The 18,665-nt window shown below is 70.8% G+C and carries 15 protein-coding genes and 3 pseudogenes; 5 read left to right on the plus strand and 13 right to left on the minus strand.

Translation table 11 applies throughout. From position 1 onward, the window contains the following. From ACGFQC_RS23105 to iolC, 11 genes and pseudogenes are all read right to left on the minus strand, one after another. A pseudogene (locus tag ACGFQC_RS23105) lies at positions 1–237 on the minus strand (ABC transporter permease); the annotation flags it as partial. Continuing rightward, entirely contained in the window at positions 237–1,241 is a 1,005-nt protein-coding gene (locus tag ACGFQC_RS23110) for a sugar ABC transporter substrate-binding protein (RefSeq protein WP_363092704.1), read from the minus strand. The pseudogene ACGFQC_RS23105 and the gene ACGFQC_RS23110, both read right to left, overlap by 1 nt. A 720-nt stretch (positions 1,242–1,961) precedes the next feature. After that, positions 1,962–2,828 (minus strand): sugar phosphate isomerase/epimerase, encoded by an 867-nt coding sequence (locus ACGFQC_RS23115; RefSeq protein WP_363092703.1) that lies wholly within the window; start codon positions 2,826–2,828, stop codon positions 1,962–1,964. Then, complete coding sequence (locus tag ACGFQC_RS23120) at positions 2,825–3,844, minus strand: Gfo/Idh/MocA family oxidoreductase (RefSeq protein ID WP_363092702.1); 1,020 nt, start codon at positions 3,842–3,844, stop codon at positions 2,825–2,827. Before ACGFQC_RS23120 ends, ACGFQC_RS23115 begins: the two co-directional genes overlap by 4 nt. Beyond that, positions 3,841–4,164, minus strand: a pseudogene (locus ACGFQC_RS23125) (MFS transporter); the annotation flags it as partial. The pseudogene ACGFQC_RS23125 and the gene ACGFQC_RS23120, both read right to left, overlap by 4 nt. A gap of 66 nt (positions 4,165–4,230) precedes the next feature. Then, the gene (locus ACGFQC_RS23130; RefSeq protein WP_363092701.1) at positions 4,231–5,238 is read right to left on the minus strand and encodes a TIM barrel protein; all 1,008 of its coding nucleotides are present in this window, start codon (positions 5,236–5,238) and stop codon (positions 4,231–4,233) included. A 48-nt stretch (positions 5,239–5,286) separates the two neighbouring features. Next, a complete protein-coding gene (locus ACGFQC_RS23135) occupies positions 5,287–6,789 on the minus strand; it encodes a CoA-acylating methylmalonate-semialdehyde dehydrogenase (protein ID WP_363092700.1) in 1,503 nt (500 codons plus the stop codon). A 29-nt stretch (positions 6,790–6,818) separates the two neighbouring features. Beyond that, a complete protein-coding gene (gene iolD, locus ACGFQC_RS23140) occupies positions 6,819–8,702 on the minus strand; it encodes a 3D-(3,5/4)-trihydroxycyclohexane-1,2-dione acylhydrolase (decyclizing) (protein WP_363092699.1) in 1,884 nt (627 codons plus the stop codon). Beyond that, a complete protein-coding gene (iolB, locus tag ACGFQC_RS23145) occupies positions 8,702–9,580 on the minus strand; it encodes a 5-deoxy-glucuronate isomerase (protein ID WP_363092698.1) in 879 nt (292 codons plus the stop codon). Before iolB ends, iolD begins: the two co-directional genes overlap by 1 nt. Further along, the gene (locus ACGFQC_RS23150; RefSeq protein ID WP_363092708.1) at positions 9,577–10,434 is read right to left on the minus strand and encodes an aldolase; all 858 of its coding nucleotides are present in this window, start codon (positions 10,432–10,434) and stop codon (positions 9,577–9,579) included. The genes iolB and ACGFQC_RS23150 overlap by 4 nt, the downstream gene beginning before the upstream one ends. Positions 10,435–10,450: 16 nt before the next feature. Beyond that, positions 10,451–11,473, minus strand: coding sequence for a 5-dehydro-2-deoxygluconokinase (iolC, locus tag ACGFQC_RS23155; protein WP_363092707.1), 1,023 nt, complete (start codon positions 11,471–11,473; stop codon positions 10,451–10,453). 224 nt (positions 11,474–11,697) lie between these two features. Here iolC and ACGFQC_RS23160 point away from each other — a divergent pair, with 224 nt between their 5' ends. Further along, complete coding sequence (locus ACGFQC_RS23160) at positions 11,698–12,693, plus strand: LacI family DNA-binding transcriptional regulator (protein WP_363092706.1); 996 nt, start codon at positions 11,698–11,700, stop codon at positions 12,691–12,693. An 801-nt stretch (positions 12,694–13,494) separates the two neighbouring features. Here the strand turns inward: ACGFQC_RS23160 and ACGFQC_RS23165 are convergent. Further along, positions 13,495–13,803: a hypothetical protein gene (locus ACGFQC_RS23165; RefSeq protein WP_363092697.1), complete on the minus strand. Its 309-nt coding sequence runs from the start codon at positions 13,801–13,803 to the stop codon at positions 13,495–13,497. On the opposite strand from ACGFQC_RS23165, the gene ACGFQC_RS23170 reads away from it, so the two are divergent. After that, a complete protein-coding gene (locus ACGFQC_RS23170; protein ID WP_363092709.1) occupies positions 13,796–14,458 on the plus strand; it encodes a hypothetical protein in 663 nt (220 codons plus the stop codon). The genes ACGFQC_RS23165 and ACGFQC_RS23170 overlap by 8 nt on opposite strands. A gap of 197 nt (positions 14,459–14,655) precedes the next feature. After that, the gene (locus ACGFQC_RS23175; protein ID WP_393288588.1) at positions 14,656–14,940 is read left to right on the plus strand and encodes a hypothetical protein; all 285 of its coding nucleotides are present in this window, start codon (positions 14,656–14,658) and stop codon (positions 14,938–14,940) included. Between the two features lie 438 nt (positions 14,941–15,378). On the opposite strand, the gene ACGFQC_RS23180 is transcribed toward ACGFQC_RS23175, so the two are convergent. Further along, a complete protein-coding gene (locus ACGFQC_RS23180; RefSeq protein ID WP_363092696.1) occupies positions 15,379–16,302 on the minus strand; it encodes an SGNH/GDSL hydrolase family protein in 924 nt (307 codons plus the stop codon). A gap of 235 nt (positions 16,303–16,537) precedes the next feature. Between ACGFQC_RS23180 and ACGFQC_RS23185 the strand changes: the two are divergent. Together ACGFQC_RS23185 and ACGFQC_RS23190 are read left to right on the plus strand one after the other, a co-directional pair. Continuing rightward, positions 16,538–16,944: pseudogene (locus ACGFQC_RS23185) on the plus strand (FAD-dependent oxidoreductase); the annotation flags it as partial. A 237-nt stretch (positions 16,945–17,181) separates the two neighbouring features. Further along, positions 17,182–18,408, plus strand: coding sequence for an MFS transporter (locus tag ACGFQC_RS23190; protein WP_363092695.1), 1,227 nt, complete (start codon positions 17,182–17,184; stop codon positions 18,406–18,408). Positions 18,409–18,665: the final 257 nt, after the last annotated feature.

Here is an 18,665-nt window from a genome sequence, read left to right on the forward strand (position 1 = left end):
GATCCCGATCGTGGAGGACTGGTACAGGACGTTCGCCATCGAGCTGCCGTCGCGCACCGGCGGGGCCGTGACCAGGAAGAAGACGTACACCGCGACGGCGCCGAGGAAGACCCCCACCTCGGGCCTGGCCAGCAGCCGCAGGGCCAGGGGGCGTCGGGAGGTCCGGCCGTCGGTCTCCTCCGGGCCGGGGACCGGCGGTGGGGTCACCGCCGGCGCAGCCTGCTGGGTCATGCTCATCACCGGGTGCCCTTCGCGGCGAACGCGGCGACCGCGTCGGCGTTGTCCTTGGTGATGAAGGCCGGGCCGGTGAGGACGGGCGCGGTGCCGCCGCCGCTGAAGTTGCCGTTGGTCTTGTAGAGCCAGAGGGAGTCGACGGCGAGGTAGCCCTGGAGGTAGGGCTGCTGGTCGACGGCGAATTCGATCGTGCCGTCCTGGACGGCCTTGACCAGCTCCTTGTTCAGGTCGAAGGTCGCGATCTTGGCCTTGGCGCCCGCGTCGGAGAGCGACTGCACTGCGGTCAGCGCGATGGGGGCGCCGAGGGTGACCACCTGGTCGATGGAGGAGTCCTGCTTGAGCTTGGCGGTGATCGTCGACTTCACCGAGGGCATGTCGGCGCCGTTGACGTAGAGGATGTCGGTCTTGCCGCTGAAGCCCTTCTTCAGACCGGCGCAGCGGGCTTCGAGGGCGACCTGCCCCTGCTCCTGGATGACGCAGAGGGTGTGCTTGGCGCCGAGCTGGTTGAGGCGTTCGCCGAATGCCTGGCCGGCGATGTTCTCGTCCTGGCCGAAGTACTCGAGCATGCCGAGCTCCTTCCAGTTGCCCACGCCGGAGTTGAAGCCGACGACCGGGATGCCGGCCGCCTCGGCCTTGGCGACGACGTCCTTCATGGCGTCGGGCTTGGCGGCGGTGAGCGCGATGCCGTCGACCTTCTGGTCGATCGCGTTCTGCACCAGGTTGGCCTGGTTCCCGGCGTTGGGGTCGCTGGAGTAGACGAGCTTGACGTTGTCCTTGGCGGCGGCGGCCTGGGCACCCTTGCGGACGATGTCCCAGAAGGTGTCGCCGGGGGCGGCGTGGGTGATCACGGCCACGGTCATGCGGGGAGTGGTGGCCTTGCCCGCGGAGGCGGCGGCGTCGCCTTCCTCGGACTTCTTCCCGCCGGAGCTGCTGGAGCATCCGGTGGCGAGCAGTGCGCCGGTGAGAACGGCGGCGGCCAGGGTGGCGGCTCGGTGGTGTCTGTGCATGTCCCTCGCACCTCACTGTGCTGGTCAGGGTGGGTTGTGCTGGATGGGGTGGAGCGGCTTCGGGTGTGGGCGGGCCGGTCGCTGTGGCCGTATGTGTGGGGACGCGGGCTGATGGCGGGGAGGCCCTGCGGCGGGATCCTGGGCTGGTGGGTCCGCGACCGTGACCGAGGGACGTGCCCTCGGTCTCCGGGGCCGGCGAGCGCAAGCGAGGGTGCCTTGTCCGGTGACGGAACACGGTGCTCGGCGGTCTTGGTGCGGACCACCTGATCACGTCGCTGGAGCGCTTTATTAGCGCGCGCTAGTGGCTCGTACTATGGATTGAGTCACCGGTGATGTCAATAACCTTGTCAGGACGTATCGACATGATTGGTGATTCGTGCGCGGGCGCACGGCGGCCCTGGCGTCGCGCACCACAGGGAGCCGTGAGGAGCAGGAAGGAGCCGGAGAGCCCTCGGTGGGCACATCCCCTGTCCGAGCGCGGGCGAGAGCCCGGGCAGGCGCTGTCAGGGCCCTCCGGCAACGCGCCGAGGTGCCGGACCGCGCGGCCCGGGCGCCCGGAGCGCACCCGGAGTGCAGGGGTCCTGAGGCGCGCGGGGAATCGCTGGCGGGATCGGGGACTTGACGTCCCGGGCCGGCGCGACACCCACCCGCATGTTGTTCTCCTGCGAACCCTGAGGGCGGCTCGCCGTCACCGCGGTCCCGGAGAGACGCAGGGCTGGTTCAGGCCACCAGTTCCCTGGTGATGCGGTCGAGCATGAACGCGGAGGACTCCCGGGCCCGTTCCTCCCAGGCGAATACGCAGGCGGTGGCGACACCGTCGAAGTCCAGCTCGCGCAGTGTGCCGAAGAACGCGTCCCAGTCGACCTCGCCCTGGCCGATGTCCAGGTGCTGGTGGATGCGGGCGGTGGTGCCGGGTGGGTTGAGGATGTAGCGCAGTCCGGAGGAGCCCTTGTGGTTGAAGGAATCAGCGATGTGCACGTGCTTCAGCCTGTCGCCGGCGTAGCGCATCATCGCCGTGACGTCCGCCGTCGGATCCGTTCCGGAGAGGTGGAAGGAGTGCGGAGCGCAGTACAGATAGTTGACCCAGGGTTTGTCGATCGCACGGACGAGATCGACGGCGGGGTTGTTCTCCTCGCAGAAGTCGTCCGGATGCGCCTCCAGGTTGAGGGCGATGCCCTCCCGTTCGAAGAGGGGGAGCAGTTCCTCCAGGGAGCGCCAGAAGGCGGCCTCGCTCTCGGCGGCGCGCTCGGGGCGGCCGTTGAACTCCGAGTTCATCAGCGGGCATCCGAGGTCGGCGGTGATCTCGATCATCCGCTTCCAGTAGCGCACCGCGGCCTGCCGTTCGGTCTCGTCCGGTGAGGACCACTTGTACAGCGGCAGTACGGAGGACAGTTGCACGCCGTGCGTACGCAGGGAGCTCTTCAGTTCGGCGATCCGCCCGCCGTCGGCGCGCGGGTGCAGGAAGAACGGCATGAAGTCGTCGCGGGGCGACAACTCGATGTACTCGTAACCGAGTTCGGCGACCGTGCGCACCATGTCGTCGATCGGCAGGGTGCGGAACATGTACGGGTCGAGGGCGATCTTCATGCGGTGCCTCCGTAGAGGGCGGGTCGGGGCTTGATGTCGACGGTGACGACCGTGCCGTCGGACTCCAGGGAGCGCACGGCGGCGTCGGTGATGACGGTGGCGGCGTAGCCGTCCCAGGCGGAGGGTCCGGTGGGCTCGCCACCGGCCGCGACGGAGGCGATCCATTCGCGGAACTCGGTGTCGAAGGCGTCGGCGAAGCGGGCCTTCCAGTCCTGCGGGACGGTGGTGCCGTGCCGGCCGGCGGCGCGGACGACGACGGCGGCGGGATCGGGCAGGCGGACCAGGCCCTCCTCTCCGACTGTCTCGCACTGGATGTCGTAGCCGTACTGGCAGTTGACGAAGACCTCGAGGTCGATGCGGACGCCGTTCGCGGTCTCGAAGTACATGAGCTGCGGGTCCTTGAGGTGGCCGAACCGCTTGCCGGTGGCGCGCGGGGTGATCACCTGGGCGGCGACGATCTCGTCGTCGAGCAGCCAGCGCAGCACGTCGATCTCGTGCACGGCCGTGTCCTGCGCGGCCATCGCGGAGGTGTAGGAGTCCGGCACGGTGGGATTGCGGTGGGCGCAGTGGACGATCAGCGGGGTGCCGACGGAGCCGGAGGCGATGACCTCCTTCATCTGGCGGTAGCCGGGGTCGAAGCGGCGCATGAAGCCGACCTGGACGAGGCGGCTGCCGCGGGCGCGTTCGGCGTCGACGATGCGCAGACAGTCCTCGGCGGTGGTGGCGAGGGGCTTCTCGCAGAACACCGGCTTCCCGGCGGCGACGGCGGCGAGCACGTGCTCGGCGTGGGTGGGTCCCCAGGAGGTGACGAGGACGGCGTCCACGCCGGAGGAGGCGATCAGATCGGCGCCCGTGGGCAGCGCGGTCGCGCCGACGCGGGCGGCGACCTCGGCGGCACGGGCCGCGTCGATGTCGGTCACCGCCGTCACGGCGGCCCCCGTGACGACCTCGGTGAGTCGCCGGATGTGGTCCTGGCCGATCATTCCGGCGCCGATGACGCCTACACGTACGGTCATGGTCGAGTCCTTACTGCGGAAGGTCGGGAGAAGCGGGCGCGAAGTTCCGCTTCAAGGGTTTCGAGGGTGCGGCCCTTGGTCTCGGGCACGTGGAGCTTGACGAAGGTGAGGGAGAGGACGCCCGCCACCGCGAAGAGGAAGAAAATGTGGGAGATCCCGATGCCGTCGACCGGGGACGGGAAGACCAGTCCGATCGCGAAGTCGGTCAGCCACAGCACCACGGCCGCGACGCCCGTGCCGAAGCCGCGCATCCGCATCAGGAAGATCTCCGAGAGCGTCAGCCGGGTCACCGGCGAGATCGCGTCCTGCTGGAAGCGGAGAGGAGCCCGCCGAAGGTGGCGATGACGGTGATGAGCCGCAGCCGCCGGGAGGCGGCAGGAGGGTTGTCACCGGCTGCCGGAGTACCGCGGGCCTGTGCCGTGTCGTCGTTCCTGACGTCCATGGGCGTCAGGAACGGCCGAGCGTCGGGTACCCGCCAGCCCGCAGCCGAGCAGATGCTCACGGGTGCTGACCGCGATGGGCAGCGGCACCTCGGGAGCACACGGGTACAGGTCCTGTTCGACGATCACGAACAACTCGGCGTCGAGCCTGCCGAGTTCGGCTACCACGTCGGCCGGGTTCGGCACGCCCGCGGGAGGCGAGACACACACCCCGCGCTTGACGGCCTCGCCGAACGACAGGTCCTCCGCGGCCACCTGGGCGAGGATCTCGGGGTCCATCTGCTTGATGTGGACGTAGCCGACCCGCTCGCCGAAGCGGCGGATGAGGTCGAGGTTGTCGCCGCCGCCGTAGGCCACGTGGCCGGTGTCCAGGCACAGGTTGGTGTGGCGGCCGTCGGACTCGTTGAGCAGCCGCTCGATCTCCGGCTGGGTCTGGATGTGGCTGTCGGCGTGCGGATGGATGACGAGCCGCACGTCGTACTCGTCCAGGAGCAGCCGGCCCAGCCGGTCGGCGTTGCGGCCGAATCCGGCCCACTGTTCGGCGGTCAGCTCGGGGGACTCGGTGAAGGCGCCGGTCCTCTCGTCCCGGTACATGGGCGGGATGAGGACCAGGTGATGGGCGCCCGCGGCGGCCGTGAGCGCGGCCACCTGCCTGACGTGGGCGAGCATCTCGTCCCAGGCCTCCGGCCGGTGCAGCGCGCCGAAGGCGGTGCCGCCGGATACCTGGAGCCCACGGGAGGCCAGCTCGTCCCCCAGCCGCTGCGGGTCGGTGGGGAGGTAGCCGTACGGGCCCAGTTCGAGCCACCGGTAACCCGCCTCGGCCAGCTCGTCGAGGAAGCGGGTGTACGACACCTGGTGTTCGTCCTCGGGGAACCAGACGCCCCAGGAGTCGGGGGCGGAGCCCAGGCACAGGTTGCCCGCGGTGGTGCGCAGGGATGATGGCGCCGTTGCCATGGTGTGTCCTTCGGGGGAGAGGGCGAGGGAGAAGGCGAGGGGGGGCCTTCAGCTGGAGGTGGGGAAGTCGAAACCGGCGGTCGTGCGGTGCGTGGGCTGGGGCTGGGGCCAGCGGGTGGTGACGACCTTGGGGCGCGTGTAGAAGCGGATGCCTTCGGGACCGTGGATGGGGGAGTCGCCGATGAGGGAGTCCTTCCAGCCGCCGAAGGAGTAGTACGACATCGGGACGGGCACCGGCACGTTGATGCCGATCATGCCGACCTTGACGTTGCGCTGGAAGCGGCGGGCGGCCTCCCCGGAGGCGGTGAACAGGGCGGTGCCGTTGCCGTAGGGATTGGCGTTGATCAGGTCGATGGCCTCGTCGAGGGACTCGGCGCGGACGACGGCGAGAACAGGGCCGAAGAGCTCCTCCTGGTAGGCGTCCATCCGGGTGGTGACGTGGTCGAGGAGGGAGGGGCCGGTGAAGAAGCCCTCTTCATGGCCGCCGACCTTCAGTCCGCGGCCGTCGACGACGACAGTGGCGCCCTGCGCGGCGGCCGTTGTGACCGCATGCTCGACACGCTCCCGTGCGGCCCTGGTCACCAGCGGGCCCATCTCGGTACCGGGGGCGTCGCCGGGGCCGACCCTGACTTCGCGGGCCTTGCGTTCCAGCACCTCGACGAGTGCGTCGGCGGCCTCGCCGACGGCGACGGCGACGGAGAGGGCCATGCAGCGTTCGCCGGCGGAGCCGTAGGCACCGGCGGTGATGTGGTCGGCGGCGAACTCGAGGTCGGCGTCGGGCAGGACGACGGCGTGGTTCTTGGCACCACCGAGGGCTTGGACGCGCTTGCCGCGCGCGGTGGCCTGCTCGTGGACGTACTTGGCGATGGGGGTGGAGCCGACGAAGGAGACGGCTTCGACGCCGGGGTGGGCCAGGACGGCGTCGACGGCGGGCTTGCCGCCGTGCACGACGTTGAACACGCCGTCGGGCAGGCCGGCCTTCTGGTACAGCTCGGCGACGAAGTTGGCCGCGGACGGGTCGCGTTCGCTGGGCTTGAGGACGAAGGTGTTGCCGGTGGCGATGGCCATGGGGTGCATCCACAGCGGGACCATGGCGGGGAAGTTGAAGGGGGTGATGCCGGCGACGACGCCGAGGGGCTGGCGGAAGTCGTGGACGTCGATGCCGCGGGAGACCTGGTCGGAGAAGGATCCCTTCAGGACGTCACCGAGACCGCAGGCGAATTCGACGACCTCGCGGCCGCGGGTGATCTCACCGCGCGCGTCGTCGACGGTCTTGCCGTGTTCTGCGGAGATGATCCGTGCGAGTTCCTCCTCGTGGTCGACGAGGAGCCGGCGGAAGGCGAACATGACCTGGGTGCGCTGCGTCAGGGAGGACTCCGACCAGGTCTCGAAGGCGGTCGAGGCCGCGGTGACGGCGGCGTCCACGTCGGCGGCCGAGCCCAGGGCGACCCGGGCCTGCTCCTGGCCGGTGGCGGGGTTGAAAACGGGGGCCGTCTGCGGGATCGCGCCGGCGGTGGGCGAGCCGTTGATCCAGTGCTCGATGGTCTTCACGATGCGGGTTTCCTTTACGGGGAAGGGACTTACAGGTAGTGCCGCTGGGCCTGCTTGTGGGCGGCGTAGGCGTCGTAGGCGGTGCGGGTGGACTCCAGGGCGGAGGTCTGGCTGACCGGAACGTCCCACCAGCCGTGGCCGGGCGGGTTGGGACCGTAGAGGTCGGTCTCGACGTGGACGACGGTGGTGCGGCTCGCGGCCTTGGCCTTCTCCATCGCCGAACGGAACTCCTCGACGCTGGTGGCGTGCAGGACGTCCGCGCCCAGGCTGGACGCGTTCGCAGCCAGATCCACGGGCAGCGTGTCGCCGTCGAGAAGGCCGGAATCGTCGTCCCGGTAGCGGTACCTGGTGCCGAAGCGCTGCGAGCCGAGCGACTCGGACAGGGCGCCGATGGAGGCGAAGCCGTGGTTCTGGACGAGGACGACGATGACCTTCAGGCCCTCGGAGACCATGGTGACGATCTCCTGGGCCATCATCAGGTAGGAGCCGTCGCCGACGAGGACGACGACCTCGCGGGAGGGGTCGGCCATCTTGACGCCGACACCGGCGGCCACCTCGTAGCCCATGCAGGAGTAGGCGTACTCGACGTGGTAGGCCTTCGGATCCCGGGCCCGCCACAGTTGCTGCAGGTCTCCGGGCATGGAGCCGGCCGCGTTGATGACCACGGCCCGGTCGTCGAGGACGTCGTTGAGCGTGCCGAGGATCTGGGTCTGGGCGGGCAGATCGCCGGTGCTGCGGGTGGGCGCGAAGCACTCCTCCTCGATCTCCCGTGTCCGGGCGATCAGTTCGCGGGTGCGAGCACGGTAGGCGGGGTCGACCTCCCAGTCCGTGAGTTCCCCCGCGAGGGCCTGGACGCCGAGGCGGGCATCGGCGACCAGCGGATGGGCGGAGTGTTTGACGGCGTCCAGGCGGGCCACGTTGAGGTTGACGAAGGCGACGTCCGGGTTGCCGAACACGGTGTGGCTGGCGGTGGTGAAGTCGCTGTAGCGGGTGCCGATGCCGAGCACGACGTCGGCCTCGCGCGCGAGCTCGTTGGCGGCGTACGAGCCGGTGGAGCCGATGCCTCCGGCCGCGCACGGATGGTCCCAGGGGACCGCGCCCTTGCCGGCGTGGGTGTCGGCGACGGGGATGCCGGTGGCCTCGGCGAAGGCCCGCAGGGCGGTCTCGGCGCCGGAGTAGACGGCACCTCCGCCGGCCACGATCAGCGGCTTCCTCGCGTTGCGCAGCAGCCGCGCGGCCCGCTCGACGGCGTCCGGTTCCGGCACCGGGCGGCCCACGTGCCACACCCGGCGCCGGAAGAAGGAGAGCGGCCAGTCGTAGGCCTCGGCCTGCACGTCCTGGGGCAGGGCGAGGGTGACGGCGCCGGTTTCGACGGGGTCGGTGAGCACCCGCATCGCGGCCAGCGCGGCGGGGACGAGCTGCTCGGGGCGGGAGACGCGGTCGAAGTACTTGGAGACGGCGCGGAAGGCGTCGTTGACGGTGACGTCGCCGCCGCGGGTGTCCTCCAGCTGCTGCAGGACGGGGTCGGCGGCGCGGGTGGCGAACATGTCGCTGGGCAGCAGCAGCACCGGAAGCCGGTTGGTGGTGGCAAGGGCCGCGCCGGTGATCATGTTGGTGGAACCGGGGCCGGTGGAGGCGGTGCAGGCGAAGGTGGCCAGGCGGTCGCGCATCTTGGCGTAGGCGACGGAGGCGTGGACCATGCCCTGCTCGTTGCGGGCGAGGTAGTAGGGCAGGTCGGCCTCGCGGGTGACGGCGGCCTGCAGCAGGGCCTGCCCGATCCCGGCGACGTTGCCGTGACCGAAGATGCCCCACACGCCGGGGAGCAGCCGCTGTTCCTGGCCGTCGCGCTCGCTGTACTGGGCGGCGAGGAACCGCACCAGGGCCTGGGCGGTGGTGAGCCTGATCGTGTCCATCAGTCGGTCTCCTCGGCGCCGAACGGCAGCCGGTCGTCGATGTCTTGTGTGTCCCACGTGCCGCGCACCCAGCCGTGGTCGGGGTCGTCGCAGATCAGCCAGGCGCGGTCCTGGCCGGGGCCGGCCATGACATTGAGGTAGTGGAGGTCGTAGCCGGGGGCGGCGACGGAGGGGCCGTGCCAGCCGTGCGGGATCAGCACGGTGTCGCCGGAGCGGACCTCGGCGAGCACGTCGATCGGCCGCTCGGGGGTGCCGTAGACGCGCTGGTAGCCGAAGCCGTTCTCACCCGAGACCTGGAAGTAGTAGATCTCCTCCAGTTCCGACTCCTGGCCGGGACGGGCCTCGTCGTGCTTGTGCGGTGGATACGAGGACCAGTTGCCGCCGGGTGTGAGGACCTCGCACACCAGCAACTGCTCGGCTTCGAACGTGCCGGGCAGGCAGTAGTTGTTGACCTGCCGCGAGCAGGCTCCGGCGCCGCGCAGTTCCACGGGCACGTCCTCCGCCCGCCCGTACCGGGCGGGGAAGTCGTTCCGCTCGGCACGGGCAAAGGGCAGCGCGAACGTCCCGCCGGACGTGCTGCCGACGAGGGCCTCCGACGCGCGGGGGAGGTAGGCGAAGTCGGTGGTGGAGGCGAACACGTCCGTCCGCCCGGTGAGTGCGAAGGCCTTGCCGTCCGTGGTGACGGTGCAGGAACCCCTCAGGGGCAGGACCAGGTACTCGGAGTCGCCGGTGGACAGGGCGTGTGCCCCGCCCGGCCTCAGCGTCAGGATCCTGAGGCCGCAGTAACCCCAGCCCGCCGACTCGGGTGTGACCTGGACGTCGTAGGGGCCGTCGGCCGAAGTCCCCTTGGGCAGGTGGTAGGTGCTCGCGTCGTTCACAGCAGGCTCACCGCCTTGTCCACCGCACCGGCGACGTCGCCGTTGGAGGGGTAGAGCAGGGAGCGGCCGACGACCAGGCCCTGCGCGGTCGGCTGCTTGAGGGCCCTGCCCCAGGAGGCGAAGGCCGCGTCGGGGTCGGTGACCTCGCCGCCCAGCAGGAGCGCCGGCAGGGTGGAGGCGGCGAGGACGCGTTCCATGTCGTCCACGACCGGCAGCTTCAGCCAGGTGTAGGTCGTGCGGCGGCCCAGGCCGGACGCGATGGTGATCGACTTGATGACGGCGTCGGGGGAGAGGTCGTTGCGGACCCGGCCGTCCTGCCAGGCGGAGAGGAACGGCTCGACCATGGCGATGAGCTGCCGGTCGTTCAGTTCGTTGACCGCGCGGGCGGTGTTCTCCAGGGCGGAGGGGGTGGCCGGGTCGTCGAGGGCGATGCGGGTGAGCATCTTGCCGCCGTCGAATCCCATCGCGGCGATCGTCTCGGCGTCGTAGCCGGTGAACCGGTCGTCGATCTCGAACACCGAACCCGCGAGCCCGGCGCGGTTCATGGAGCCGAAGACGCTCTTGCCGTCCAGGACGCCGAGCAGCAGCAGGTCCTCGAGAATGTCGGCGGTGGCCAGGACACCGGTCACGCCGGGCCGTTCCAGGGCGATGCAGAGGCGGTCCAGGAGCCGGGCGCGGTCGGCCATGGCGCTCGGGTCGCCGCCCACGCCGTTGGCGCCACGCGCGGGATGGTCGGCGGCGATGACCATTGCTCTGCCGTGCTCACCGATGGGCGAGGCGGCCTTGACCCGGCGTGCGGCGGCGGCCGTGACGGCGTCGGGGTCGGTCACCCGGGCGGCCACGATCCGGCTCATGTTGTCGGCCACGGCGTCACGCCTTTCGTTCAGCGGAGGTGGAGGTGGAGGTGGAAGGTGAGGTGGAGGTGGAGGCGGGACGTGAGGTGGAGGCGAGGGTGGCCTCGCGCAGCTTGGTGCAGACCTCGGCCTCGGTCGGCATCGCGTCGGAGCAGGACAGCCGGCCCGCGACGATCGCGCCGGCGGCGTTGGCGAAGGCGACGGTGCGGCGGGTGTCCCAGCCGGACAGCAGCCCGTGGCACAGCGCACCGCCGAAGGCGTCCCCGGCGCCGAGGCCGTTGGCCACGTCCACCGGGACCGGCGGGATCTCGGCGGCCGTACCGTCCCGGTCCATCGCCAGCACACCCTTCGGGCCCCGCTTCACCACCGCCAGTTCGACGCCGGCGGCGAGCAGCGCCTTCGCGGCGGCGTAGGGCTCCCGTTCACCGGTGGCGACCTCGCACTCGTCGAGGTTGCCGACCGCGACCGTGGTGTGCCGCAAGGCCTGCGCGTAATACGTACGGGCCTGGTCCGGGTCGGCCCAGAACATCGGCCGCCAGTCCAGGTCGAAGACCGTCGGCCCGGCCTTCGCCCGGTGCGCCAGCGCCGCGAGCGTGGCCGAGCGGCTCGGCTCCTCGCTCAGCCCGGTCCCGGTCATCCAGAAGATCCGTGCGTCGTGCACGGCGTCCAGGTCCAGCTCACCCGCGCTGATGTCGAGGTCGGGGGCCTTGGGCAGCCGGTAGAAGTAGAGCGGGAAGTCGTCCGGCGGGAAGATCTCGCAGAACGTCACGGGGGTCGGCGCGACGGCCGACGTGCCCACGAAGCGGCTGTCGACGCCGTACCCCTCCAGGGCCGCGCGGACGAAGTCGCCGAACGGGTCCCGGCCGGTCTTGGTGATCACGGCCGAGGAGCGGCCGTAACGGGCGGCCGCGACGGCGACATTGGTCGGGCTGCCGCCCAGGTACTTGCCGAACGAGGTGACCTCGGCCAGTCCCACACCCGTCTGGAGCGGATACACATCTACCCCCACGCGGCCCATGGTCAGCACTTCGAACCGCATCACGCTTGGTTTCCCTTCACTCCGGAGACTCCGGGCGACTGTCACGGAAGACTTGTTGCCGCGCTCTACTAGCGCGCTCTAGTGCAGTACGATCACCCCTGTCCAAATGTCATGTCAATACCCTGTTGCCGGGAGATTTCAGATCGCCGCCAGGCAGGCCCTAGGGTGGGCGGCGTCGGAGAGTGGGTTCACAGGTGGACGGATCGGGCAAGCAGCGGCCCACCATGGCGGACGTCGCCGCGAGGGCCGGTGTCTCGCGGGCACTCGTCTCGATCGTGTTCCGCAACCAGCCGGGCGCGAGCGAGGAGAGCCGGGAACGGGTGTTGCGGGTGGCCGACGAGATCGGTTACCGGCCCGACAGCGCGGCCAGGCTGCTGGCACGCGGCCGCAGCCGCACGCTCGGCGTGATGTTCACCGTGCAGCAGACCTTCCACACCAACCTCATCGAGGCCATCTATCCCGCGGCCGAGCACCTCGGTTACGAGGTCCTGCTGTCCGGCGCCACCCCCGGTCGCAGCGAGGAGAAGGCCGTCGAGGCGCTGCTCAGCCACCGCTGCGAGGCGGTGATCCTGCTCGGCTCCTTCGCGGAACCCGCCTTCCTCGACCAGGTGGGCCACCGCACGGTCGCCGTCTCCGTCAGCCGTCGGGTCGCGCACGCCCACGTGGACTTCGTGCACTCCGCCGAGGGCAAGGGCATACGTCAGGCGACGGACCACCTCGTCGAGCTGGGGCACCGCAGGATCGTGCACATCGACGGCGGCCGCGGCCCCGGCTCGGCCGAGCGGCGGCGCGCCTACCGGGCGGCGATGCGGCGCCACGGACTGGAGTCCGAGGCGCGGGTCATCCCCGGTGAGCACACCGAGGAGTCGGGCGTCGAGGCCGGCGTTCTCCTGGTGGCGGAACGGGAGCAGGGGTGGCCGCTGCCGACGGCGGTCCTCGCGGGCAACGACCGCAGCGCGATGGGGCTGTTGATGTCCCTGACCCGAGCCGGTGTCGAGGTGCCGCGCGACCTGTCCGTCGTCGGGTACGACGACAGCCACCTCTCCCACCTGATGCCGATCGGCCTGACCACCGTGCGCCAGGACGCGGTGCTCATGGCCGAGCACGCGGTGCGGTTCGCCGTGGAGCGGCTGGAGGATCCCGAACTGGAGCTGCGAGAGGCGGTGTTGGAGCCGAAACTGGTGGTGCGGGGGACCAGTGGGCCGCCGCCGGTGGGCTGAGCCCACGGTGGGACCTGCGCTGCGGAGGCGATACCGGCCGGTTGCGCCAAGTGACGTCGGTCGCTGCGGTCGGCGTCTTCTCCCTGCGGCGAACGGATCATGATTCCTCTGCTCACCCCGGCGGTCGTCGCAGAGGTGCTCCTCACCGGCCGGCTCCTTTTCGGCGGCGGCGCCGGCATCCCGCAGCCCACCCGCAGCAGACCCCGGAGCGTGGCCCGGCGGGTGGGATCTCGCCCACGAGTTGCTGCGGATCAGGCGGGTCTTCGACCGGCGCGCCCGCCTGCGGCGGTTCGCCCTTCGTCCGTGGCACCGGCGCGCGGCCTTCGGGGGCATTGCTCCTGCGCGGGAAGGGTGGGCAGCGCGATCATGACGTCGTCGTTGTCGCCGGGGCGGACCTGGCCGGCAGGGAGCCGCAGAAGGAGTCCAGGGGCCGGTGGGTGAGGGAAGCCGTGTGTCGGCGCGGCCGGCTCGGTCCACGATCGGACGGAGCGGCGCGGGGACTCGACCGGTCCGTCGGTGCAGAGCAGGCGCGTGGTCCGGGGCGGCGGGCCGGGAGCGCACCCCGGACGCTCCGCGCAGACGTCGACCGTGCGAAGGGGCTGTCGACCGCTCACCCTTACGCAGTACGAGTGAATGAACCGACGCTTCCGTTCGGGGCCGGTGCCAGGTCCTTACGGTTGCTGAAAGGAACCGAGGGCCGCGGGGGAGGCCCTGCGGGCGGGAGACCGGTGGAAAGGCACGCCTGATGTCGGGGTTGGGGAAGGCGCCGAGTGTGCTCAGGTCCGGGGCGGGCCGCTGCCGTCAGACCTGGGGCGCGGTCGGCGTGGCTTGTCTCGTGGGAGCGGTGCTGACGTTCGGCGGCTCGTGGGCCGCCGGTGGCGGGACCGTGTGGACGGCGGTCTTCGGGCCGTCCGCCGGTTGCTTGGGGTTGGCGGCCTCCCTGATGCTCCGCGCGAGGGGAACGAGCGGACGGGTGCGGACGCGTCTGCTGCTGTTGGGGGGTTCCGCGGTGGCCGCAGGCATGTACCGGGGAGCGGTCACCGTGTTGTCGGCCAGGCCTCCGGCTTCGGGGCGGGGTGCGCGATCGTTGCTGGATCCGGTGGTGATCACCGGAGTGACGCTGATGGTCGGCCTGGGGATGGCCGGTTTGGTGGTCGCGGCCGACGCCGGTACAGACCGGCACGTGTTGCTGCGACGCGTGCTCGACGGGGTCGTCACCGCCGGGGCCGTGTTCACGACGGGGTGGGTACTGCTGCGGGGGGCCGGTGACGGCTGGCGGCCGGGGACGGGGATGGTCGGTGTCCTGTGGGCCGCCGAAGTCGTGTTCCTCAGTTTTCTGTTCGCCCTGCGCCGTCTCGTACGGAGCGACCAGAGAGCCACCTTGTGGGTCGGGATCGCGGGGTTGTCCCTGATGCTGGTCGGCGACACCCTGCGGCTGTGGGCGGTCGGCCCGCACTGCCCGGATCTGATGTCCTGTCACCTGGTCGACGCCTGCGCCACCGCGGGACTGCTGGTGGTCGCTGTCGGCCCTTGGGTACCTGGCGGGGCGAGCTCCCTGAGCGCCGCTCAGCCCGCGCTGCGATGGGGGATGGAGGGTGCGGCGGCGTTCGTTCCCCTGACGATTTGCACGGCCACAGCGCTGGGATACGTGCTGGCCCCGCTTGCCCGAGACCCGGTACCGCTGGTGGCCGGCGGAACCGCACTGCTGAGCCTCTGGGCTCGCCAGAGGTTCCTGCCGGGCGAGAACACCAGAAACGACGACTGAGTCCTCATACGGTTGCCCTCCCCGTCGGAGGCCGAGCACCAGCCGGGGGCCGCAGGCACGCGAGACGCAGATCGGCATGGTGCTGCCCGAGGCCCGCTCGTCCTCGTCGGGAGTGGAGTCCTGGTGCTCCGGCGCACCGTCCAGCACGCCGGTCTCACAGGTCCAGCACGTCCGTCTCATGGAATGCGCACAGTCTCGTGAACGAGTCCGACCCCGACGGCACCGTCAAGGCCGTCGCGGCCGAACTCGGCATCGGCGCCGAGGACGCCAGGGCGCAGCTGAAGCAGGGCGTGCTCCTCACCCCGGAGCAGGTGGCCTCCGCCGGTCGGCTCGGCACCGACGGCAGCCCGGGCAGGCTCCTCACCTACGTCACCGGCACCGGCCGGTTCCCGGCCGGCCAGAAGCAGACCGACGCCGCACCCTGTGAGGACGACGGCCGCAAGGCCTTCTGCCTCAAGGGGCTGTCCGATGCCGTCCAGTGACAACGCGCCGGTGGGACCGCCCTCTCGGCGGACGAACGCCCAGTGTCGTCCGCTCTGCACGGAGGGCAGGCGCACTGTCGCCGTCGACGAGCCGTACAGGGAGGGTCCGCACGCTCCGGAGCACATGCCGGGCGTCCGGCGAGACCGTCCGGCCATGACGTTCAGCCGGATGCTCGGGAACCGCCTGGAGAGGAGGCCGAACGCGGTCTCCGCCTCCGGCCGGGCGAGCGGCGAGTCGGCGCAGCAGCGGCCGCCGTGCCCGAACGCCGGGTGACCACCAGGCCACCGGGTGATGTCCAGCCCGGTGGTGGCCGGGGAGTCGCTCTCCGTCCCGGCCGGCGGATCCGGTCGGCGGAGAAAAGGGCCGCAACGCACCTGCCTCGACCCGTGTTCCCCGCCCGCCGGGTCCCTTGCCGGGACAGGGCGGGAACCGGTCGGTCAGCGGTGTCCGGCCCTCTTGCCCAGGCGCTCCAGGACCGCGCTCGCCATGGTCTCCATGCCCTTGGCGTTGGGGTGCGCGGGGGCGGCGGGCGCGGTGGGCTGGAGTGGTTCGACCCAGCGGTCGGCCGGCGCCTTGCACATGTCGTGCCCGACGGACGGACCGTAGGTGTCGACGAACTCGGCCCGGTTCAGCCACGCCACCAGGCGCAGCATCTGGTTCAGGCGCTTGCCCGTGTCCCGGAGGTAGGGGAAGTCTTTCGCGGCGAAGGGAACCGAGGGGTAGCAGCCGCTCCCGTCGTCGGGCAGGAGCGCGGGATAGCCGACGACCACCACGCGTGCGTGCGGTGCCCGCTCGTGCACCGCACGCAGCACACGGGCGACCTTCGGCGCGGTCTCGAGGATGTTCAGCGCGAGCCGGTCGACGCCGGAAGACGCGTAGTGCTGCCGGCACGGGTCGCCGGACAGGTCCCTGGAGCTGAGTGCGGCGCAGGTGCCGATGATGGGGCCGAACCCCATGTCGTTGCCGCCGATCTGCAGCGTCACCAGGTCGGTGTTCCGGTTCAGGGCGCCCAGTTGGGGCCCATTGGTCCCCTGGGCCTTCCACATCTCGTCGGTCTTGGCCCCGCTGCAGCTGACGTCCGTGAACGAGGCGACCTTGTACCGGGCTGCCACCAGTGAGGGGTAATTGTGGTCCGAGCGCGCGCAGTTGGCGTCGACCTGGCGCGGAACCAGCGGACCGGACGTGTACGAGTCGCCGAGCGCCACGTAGTCCACGGGGCGGGGGGAATGCCGTTCTCCGGCCGAAGCGGGAGCCGAGGTGCCGACACCGGCGACGAGCGCGCAGCCGCTCAGCGCCGCGCCCAGTGCCGTGGTGCGGCGCCGTCGCGGGCGGACGCCGCCCGGACGTGTGTGATGGTTCATCGTGCCCCTTCCTCGAAACCCGGCCAGCCCGCGGCACCGGACCGGCCGTCGGAGCATACGGAAGCCCGCGACACCGCGGCGACCGGACACGCTCCTGTCCCACAGGCCCAACATCGCTTGTATACCGGCCGGTAGGCCCGCGGAACAGAGTCTGATCAACGCCGGCTTGTTCGTCTTTCGTCGACCTGCCGGAACGGTACGTTCCCTGACGGACCGTCCACGAGCGTCATCGCCCGACGTCGAGGCCGTGCGATCGAACCTGCCGGCTCTGTTCGACGGCTGGTCCGCTCCCGTCCTCGGCCTGCTCCGCCATGGCACAGCTTTCGTCCACCGCCCCCTCTACGTCCTGCCCGTGTCCCACACTGGACCCACGTCCCCGGAGTGACGCTACTGGGCGACGCCACCCATCTGATGCCCCCATTGGGGGCGGGCGCGAACCTCGCGATGCTGGAAGGCGCCGAACTCGCCGAGTCCGTCGCCACCGGTCCCGGAGACCTGGACGAGGCCGTCCGCGCCTTCGAGGAACGGATGTGGGCACGGGCGGGCAGATGGGCGAAGATCACGACGGCCGGTCTGGAACGCCTCGTGAGTCCGGACCCCGCCGAAGCCCTCGCCCTCTTCGACCAGGTCCAGCCGTCCTGAGGGCCAAGCGCGAGGGCACGAGGACCGACAGCTCGCCACGGCTTCACGGGACAGTACGGCACCGCCGAAACACCCCCACTCGAACCCCGTGTCCTGCGATGACCGCACCTTCGCCCACGAGCGGATTCGCGACGTCACCCTCACGCGCAGCGGTGATGTCGCAGACCTGCCAGCCTTCGCTCCGATCCGCCTGTTGGACTGATCACGCAACAGCACACTCGTCACAGGACGGAATCCATGGCCTCATCCACCACCGCCACGACATACGACTCCGGCGGGGCCGCTTCACCGCACCGGTCCCCGGTGATCGGATGGCCGGCCGTCGTCGCGGTGATGCTGGGCATCTTCTCGATCGTCACCACGGAAATCCTCCCGATCGGACTTCTCACCAAGATCGGCGCCGACTTCACCGTCTCCGACGGCATGGCCGGACTGATGATGACCATGCCCGGCTTCCTCGCGGCGATCGCCGCACCGGTCGTCACCGTGGCGACCGCGCGGCTCGACCGCCGCCTGATGCTGTGCGTCTTCATGGTCCTGCTCGCCGGAGCCAACTTCCTGGCGGCAGCGGCGCCCGATTACCGGCTCGTCCTGGTCTCCCGCGTCATCGTCGGGATCGTGATCGGCGGCTTCTGGTCCATCGGGGCCTCGCTGGCCGAACGCTTGGTACCCGCCGAATCCGTCGGGCGCGCAACAGCGGTGATCTTCTCCGCCGTGCCACTGGGTTCCGTACTCGGCGTGCCCGCCGGCACGTTGATCGGCGACCTGGCCGGATGGCGCACCGCGTTCATCGCCGTGGGGGGCCTCACCGTCGCCGGGTTGATCATGCTGCTGCTCGTCATGCCACCGCTGCCGCCCCGCCGGACGCCCCGCCCGACCGTACTGCGCGGCATGCTCGACAGCGTCGCCACCCGCTTCGCGCTGCTCCTGACCGTGCTGGTCGTCCTGGCGCACTTCGGCACCTACACCTACGTCACCCCGTTCCTCGAACAGGTCACGGAGGTCAGCTCCGGGCTCATCACCGTCTTCCTGCTCGTCTACGGCGCGGCAGGCATCCTCGGTAATTTCCTGGGCGGCTCCCTGGTGGGCCGTCACCCGCGGGCCACCTTCGGCACCGCCGCCGGCATGATCGCGGCCGCCACGCTGCTCCTGCCCGTGCTGGGCCAGTGGAAAGCCGGAGCCATCGCCCTCCTCGTCGTCTGGGGCGTGGGATACGGGGCGGTCCCCGTCTCCTCCCAGACCTGGTTCACCAAGGCGGCCCCCGCCACCCCTGAAGCCGCTTCCGTCATGTTCACCGCCTCCTTCCAGGCCACGATCTCCCTCGGAGCCCTGGCCGGCGGACTCGTCGTCGACGGCAGCTCGCCCTCGAGGGTCATGATCCTGGGCGGCATGACAGCCGCACTCATGATCGTGGTCGTGTGGGCTCACTACGCCCGGCGCCTGACATGGCCGGACCACACCTGAGCCGCACGACCTCTTCGAACCCGTGAGCGTGCAACGGCAGACGCAATCACCCGGACCCATGGTCTGCCGCGGCCCGGACGCCGGCGGCTCATGCACCGACCGTCAGGCCGCCATCGGTCACCGCCGGGGCGCCGAGCTGGGATGACGTCAGGCCCAGGAGGCGCATGTCCGGGGGCACACGTCCGGGGTGTTCGACGTACGGCCCGACCCGTCCGCCCGGTGGGTGCCGTCGGACGGGTGTCGGACATCCGGCAGGA

Source organism: Streptomyces sp. NPDC048734 (assembly GCF_043198675.1).
Classification (GTDB): domain Bacteria; phylum Actinomycetota; class Actinomycetes; order Streptomycetales; family Streptomycetaceae; genus Streptomyces.